The sequence below is a fragment of the Arthrobacter sp. CAL618 genome (assembly GCF_000468215.1).
GTDB lineage: Bacteria > Actinomycetota > Actinomycetes > Actinomycetales > Micrococcaceae > Arthrobacter_D.
On record NZ_ASZW01000043.1, the window covers coordinates 1 to 4973 of the forward strand.

A 4973-nucleotide genomic window follows, 5' to 3' on the forward strand; every position below is an offset into this window, starting at 1 on the left:
CGCCCCCGGCGACTCAGCGGCTGACTCGTCCGGGTGGGCCTGCCCGGCGGGCCTGGACACCAGGAGGTCGTCGTCGGCCGCGGCATACTCACGCAAGGCCAGGGCAACCTCGTGGGCATCCGGGCGCTGCTGGGGGCCGCGTGCCGTCATGCTGGTCAGGAGCGGGGCCCAGAAGGGTCCAAGATCGGCGGGAACCTCAGGATCGCGCAGGAGCCGGGCGACGGCCGCTTCGACGACGGCGCCGGGGAAGGCTTTTTTGCCGGTAAGGCATTCGAGCAGCACCAGGCCGAGGGAGTAAATGTCGGATTTGTAGTCGACAGCCGTTCCGTGCGCCTGCTCGGGGCTGAGATAGTTGGCGGTGCCGATGGTGGCGCCGGTGGCGGTCGCCGCCGAGGCGTCAACCATCCGCGCAATGCCGAAGTCGGTCAGCTTCGAGTACAGTCGGGTGTCCTGCTCGTCGGAACGGTACAGCAGGATGTTTGCGGGCTTGACGTCCCGATGGATGACGCCCTGGGAATGGACGTAGGCCAGCGCATCGGCCAGGTCGGCACCGAGCTGGGCCACCGCTAGGGGTTCGAGGCGTTCGGTCTTCAGGAGTTTCCTCAGATCCAGCCCATCGACGAGTTCCATGACCAGAAAACTGGTGGTCCGGCCCGACTCGTCCTGCTGCAGCCCCGCATCGTGGAGGGTAACAAGGCCCGGATGGTTCAGCGTGGCGAGCAGTAGTGTTTCGGTGTGCTGCCGGCGGTAGTCGTCGTCGTCGGAGGTACTGGGGTTGAACACCTTGACCGCGACGTCGCGGCCCAGGTTCTGATCAATCGCGCGGTACACAGCCGCCGCGCCGCCCGTGCCGAGGAGCTCGGCGGTTCGATACCGCTGCGCTAGCAGTTGGTTCACGGGGTCCTCACCGTACGAGAGATTGACAGGGATCAGCTCGTATTACTAAGTCCGCTGACTATGCCACGCTATCGTACTTTGGCACGAGTAGTGACGCGCCGCACGGAGCCAGCGAAAAGCGCGGTGAGCTAACCGTTGAGGAACTCAATCGCAGCCGTTTTGAAGGCCCTCGACGTCACCGCATTGGTGTGGGTTCGGCCCGGGAGCCAGACAGTCTCCGCGCGCGGACTCAACGCGGCCAGCTCGGGCATGGTGGTTGCCCGGTCGTCCTTGTCGCCGGCGACCAGCAGCAACGGCATGTGCGGCACTGCCTCGGCAGCGTTGAACGGCTCGCCCTTGATCGCCTCCACCATGGTCAGCAGTGCGAAGACGTCGTGGGATGGCACCAGCCGGGCCATCCGTAACAGGCCGGCGGTCGAGGCGTCGTCGATGGGGGTGCCGTCGGTCAGGTGCTGCTGGGCGGCGGGAAGGTCAAAATCAGCCAGGGGGTCTGCGGTGCCCGGCCCCCCGAGGACCATCCGGTGCACCAGTTCAGGCTGGGTGGCGCCAAACTCCCAGGCAAGTCTCGATCCCAGCGAATATCCGATAATGTCCACGCCGCTGGAAGGCTTGGACTCGTCGAGGGGGCTCACCTGGTAGTCCAGCAGGAGCTGCAACAGGTCGGCCCGGATCCGGCTTGGTGCGTACGCATCACGTTCCTCGGGGGAGGCGCTGCTCCCGTGGCCCGGCAGATCGACGGTAATCACCCGCCGACCGGCGTCGGTCAATGCCCTCACCCAGCCCGAATCATGCCAGTTCAACTTCGACGACGACGCAAATCCATGCAGCAACAGCACAGGGCGTGCGTCGGACTTTTGCGCAGGGCTGTGTTCCTCAACGGACAGGTGCGGGTCAATGCCCTCCACGAGGTGGTCCCGGTGGCGTCCCATATCGATCTCCCTCAGATTAGGCGTGTCAGTCGTCGTCGGACCCGAGGCTCAGGCGCACCCGCCGCTTGGGCGCGCGTTCCTCGGGCACGGTGCCAACAATGCCGGCCGTGTTGTCGGGGACCTCAAACACAATCAGAGGGTCCCCCACTTTCACTACGTCTCCCGGCTCACCATGAACTCTAACCACTGTTCCCGCCTGCGGTGAGGGTAACTCCACGGCAGACTTGGTGGTTTCCACCTCAACCAGCGGCTGATTGCGTTCAACAGTGTCACCCACGGCGACCAGCCATTCCAGGACTGTAGCCTCGATCAGGCCCTCACCCAGGTCGGGTAGCGGAAAGGACAATTCAGCCACGGCGATGCTCCAATACTCGTTGAATGCCGAACAGGATCCGGTCGATGTTCGGTACGTACTCGTCTTCCAGATCGCCGGAGGGATACGGGACATCAAACCCTGTCACCCGTTCCACCGGTGCCTTCAGAACATTGAAGCACTGCTCGGTCACCAATGCCGCGATTTCGGCGCCCAGTCCGCTGGTGCGCGGCGCTTCGTGGACGACGACGGCGCGCTTCGTCTTCAGCACTGACGCTGCAAGGCCTGCAGCGTCGATCGGCTTCAGCCAGCGCAGATCGAGGACTTCGACGTCGATCCCGTCTTCGGCCGCGAGCTCGGCTACCTGAAGGCAGCGTGACACCATCGCACCCCAGGCGATCAGGGTGACGTGCCGACCGCTGCGGGCGACGCGCGAGCCTTCGAGGGTGCCGCCGTCGGCGGTGTCGACCTGTCCCTTTTGCCAGTAGCGGGCCTTGGGCTCTATGAAGATCACCGGGTCGGGGCGCCGCACGGCATGCTTGAGCAGGTGGTAGGCCTGATGAGGGTCCGACGGCGAGACCACCTTCAGCCCGGGCACGTGGGCGAAGAGGCTCTCAAGGCTTTCGCCGTGGTGTTCGGGCGCGCGGATCCCGCCGAAGGAGGGAACCCGCAGGGTGATCGGCATGGGGAGGGTGCCCCGGCTCCGGTAATTCATCCGGCCGAGCTGGCACACAATCTGGTTGACGGCGGGGTAGGCAAACCCGTCGAACTGCACTTCAGGGATGGGGCGGAAACCCGCCATCGCCAGCCCCACCGACATGCCCAGGATGCCCGATTCGGCCAGGGGGGTGTCGAATACCCGGTCCGCACCGAACCGCTGCTGCAGCCCGTCGGTAATCCGGAACACGCCGCCGAGCTGGCCCACGTCTTCCCCGAAGATGAGGGTCTTGGGATTCTCGTCCAGCGATTCTGCCAGCGCCCGATTCAGCGCCTGCTGCATGGAGAGGTGCTCGAGGGGCGACTCGGGATCGACTGTGACCGGAGCCGTGATCTCCGCCGTCTGCTCAGACATGCTCTGATTCCTCTCTCCATGTTGTCTCCTGCTGCTGCAGGGCGGGCGTGCTCTCCTGGAAGACGTAGGTGAACATGTCGGATCCGGGCCGCGGCTCGAGAGCCTCCAGACCCTCCCTGACCCGTTCGGTTTCGGCCTCGGCCTCGGCGAGGACGGCGCCGAAATAATCGGTCTCCGTTCCGTAGGCGGTACGCAACAGGTCCGCGCAACGCTGCACCGGATCGAGGCTGCGGGCTGTCTGCTCGTCGGCGAGGGAGCGGTAACGGCCTGGGTCATCGCTCGTGGAGTGTGGACCCAGGCGATACGTGTTGGCTTCGATCAGCATGGGTCCGTTCCCGGCGCGGCAATGCTCAACCGCCTGCCGGGTCGCCGCAAGGACGGCGACGACGTCGTTGCCGTCCACGGTGAGGGACGGCATCCCATAACCGGCGGCGCGGGCCGCCACGGCGCCACCGGCAACCTGCGCGGCCGTGGGGACGGAGATCGCCCACCCGTTGTTCTGCACGAAGAAGATCACGGGGGCTTTCATCACCGCAGCGAAGTTCATTGCCTCATGGACATCGCCCTGGGAGCTGGCTCCGTCGCCGAAATAGGTGAGTGCGACGCCGCTGCCGGTACCGGGCTGACGCTCATGCCGGGCGAGGGTCTGGCCGTGGGCCCACCCGACGGCGTGAAGAACCGATCCGGCGACTACCGCCTGGATGGGTGCAAGGTGAGTGGCAGCCGGATCGTAAAGCCCGCCATGCCAGGTGGCCTTGTGGGTGGCCATGTACTGCACCATGTCAACGTTCATGGCCCGGGCCACGCCCATCTCCCGGTAGGTGGGGAAAACGAAGTCCAGCGCAGTGTCGACGGCGAAGCCGCTGCCCACCTGGGCCGCCTCCTGACCCAGCAGGGGAGCGTAGCCGGGGATGATGCCCTGTCGCTGCCAGCGGACGGCCGCAATATCCAGCTGACGCACTGTTACCAGAAGCCGGTAGAGCCTCTTCAGTTCCTCCTCGGGAGGGGTGGGCGTGGAGTTCATTGCCATCCTTATGATCGAAGTCACTCTGCTCGAGCGACGCTACGTCCAAAATGCAGCCTCTGCAATCTGTGTGGTGAGAGCTGCGCAGTATGTCTCGGAATGCTGAGACATGTTGGCAATTGATATACAAAGTGTTCGATAGGCTGGGAAAAAGACGGCACAAAAAAAGCGACAGGAGCACGTGCGCCGTCGAACCCACCCCTGCCGCTTGGTCGAATAGACCAACGTCTGTGACAGTAGTCACTATTTCGCCAAGACACAACACCGGCGCGTCTTTTGCTCCCGAAAGGTTATCCATGGTCATCGATCCCCTCGATTCACGAATCGCTGAGCTCTTCACCGATGATCCGCGGATGAGCGTGCTTGAGGCGTCGAGGCGCCTCTCGGTTGCCCGCGCCACCATCCAGGCGAGGCTCGACCGCATGCAGCGCGACGGGGTGATCGCCGGCTGGGGGCCGAGGATTGAACCGCGCAGCCTGGGCTACCCGGTGGTGGCCTACTGTTCGCTGACCATTCACCAGGACTCCGGGCACGACGCCGTCGCCGTCGCGCTGGCGAAGATCCCGGAGATCCAGGAAGTGCACACCGTTTCGGGCGAGAGCGATCTGCTCGCCAAGGTGGCGGCCCGGTCCAACCCGGACCTGCAGCGGGTGATTGACGCCATCATCGCTACCCGGACGGTGGTGCGCTCATCGACCGTGATCGTGCTGAATACCCACTTCGAGGGTCGGACCCTGC

The 4973-nt window shown here is 64.8% G+C and carries 6 protein-coding genes; 1 reads left to right on the forward strand and 5 read right to left on the reverse strand.

The genetic code is table 11. The features are described from left to right. The 5 genes from K728_RS0102405 to K728_RS0102425 form a co-directional block, all read right to left on the reverse strand. Positions 1-897: serine/threonine-protein kinase (locus tag K728_RS0102405; protein ID WP_024475731.1), on the reverse strand; the 897-nt coding region annotated here is incomplete at its 3' end. A gap of 128 nt (positions 898-1025) precedes the next feature. After that, the gene (locus K728_RS0102410) at positions 1026-1826 is read right to left on the reverse strand and encodes an alpha/beta fold hydrolase (protein WP_024475732.1); all 801 of its coding nucleotides are present in this window, start codon (positions 1824-1826) and stop codon (positions 1026-1028) included. A gap of 25 nt (positions 1827-1851) precedes the next feature. Beyond that, complete coding sequence (locus K728_RS0102415; RefSeq protein ID WP_019481228.1) at positions 1852-2181, reverse strand: biotin/lipoyl-containing protein; 330 nt, start codon at positions 2179-2181, stop codon at positions 1852-1854. After that, positions 2174-3211 carry an alpha-ketoacid dehydrogenase subunit beta gene (locus K728_RS0102420; RefSeq protein WP_024475733.1) on the reverse strand — a complete coding sequence of 346 codons (1038 nt, stop codon included), beginning with the start codon at positions 3209-3211 and terminating at the stop codon, positions 2174-2176. Before K728_RS0102420 ends, K728_RS0102415 begins: the two co-directional genes overlap by 8 nt. Then, entirely contained in the window at positions 3204-4235 is a 1032-nt protein-coding gene (locus K728_RS0102425; protein ID WP_024475734.1) for a thiamine pyrophosphate-dependent enzyme, read from the reverse strand. The genes K728_RS0102420 and K728_RS0102425 overlap by 8 nt, the downstream gene beginning before the upstream one ends. 296 nt (positions 4236-4531) lie before the next feature. Here K728_RS0102425 and K728_RS0102430 point away from each other — a divergent pair. Beyond that, positions 4532-4973: Lrp/AsnC family transcriptional regulator (locus tag K728_RS0102430; protein WP_024475735.1), on the forward strand; the 442-nt coding region annotated here is incomplete at its 3' end.

Excerpts from the sequence above, each read along its gene's own strand:
- K728_RS0102410 (WP_024475732.1), bottom strand. The coding sequence starts at position 1,826 with ATGGGACGCCACCGGGACCACCTCGTGGAGGGCATTGACCCGCACCTG.
- K728_RS0102425 (WP_024475734.1), bottom strand. The coding sequence starts at position 4,235 with ATGAACTCCACGCCCACCCCTCCCGAGGAGGAACTGAAGAGGCTCTAC.
- K728_RS0102420 (WP_024475733.1), bottom strand. The coding sequence starts at position 3,211 with ATGTCTGAGCAGACGGCGGAGATCACGGCTCCGGTCACAGTCGATCCC.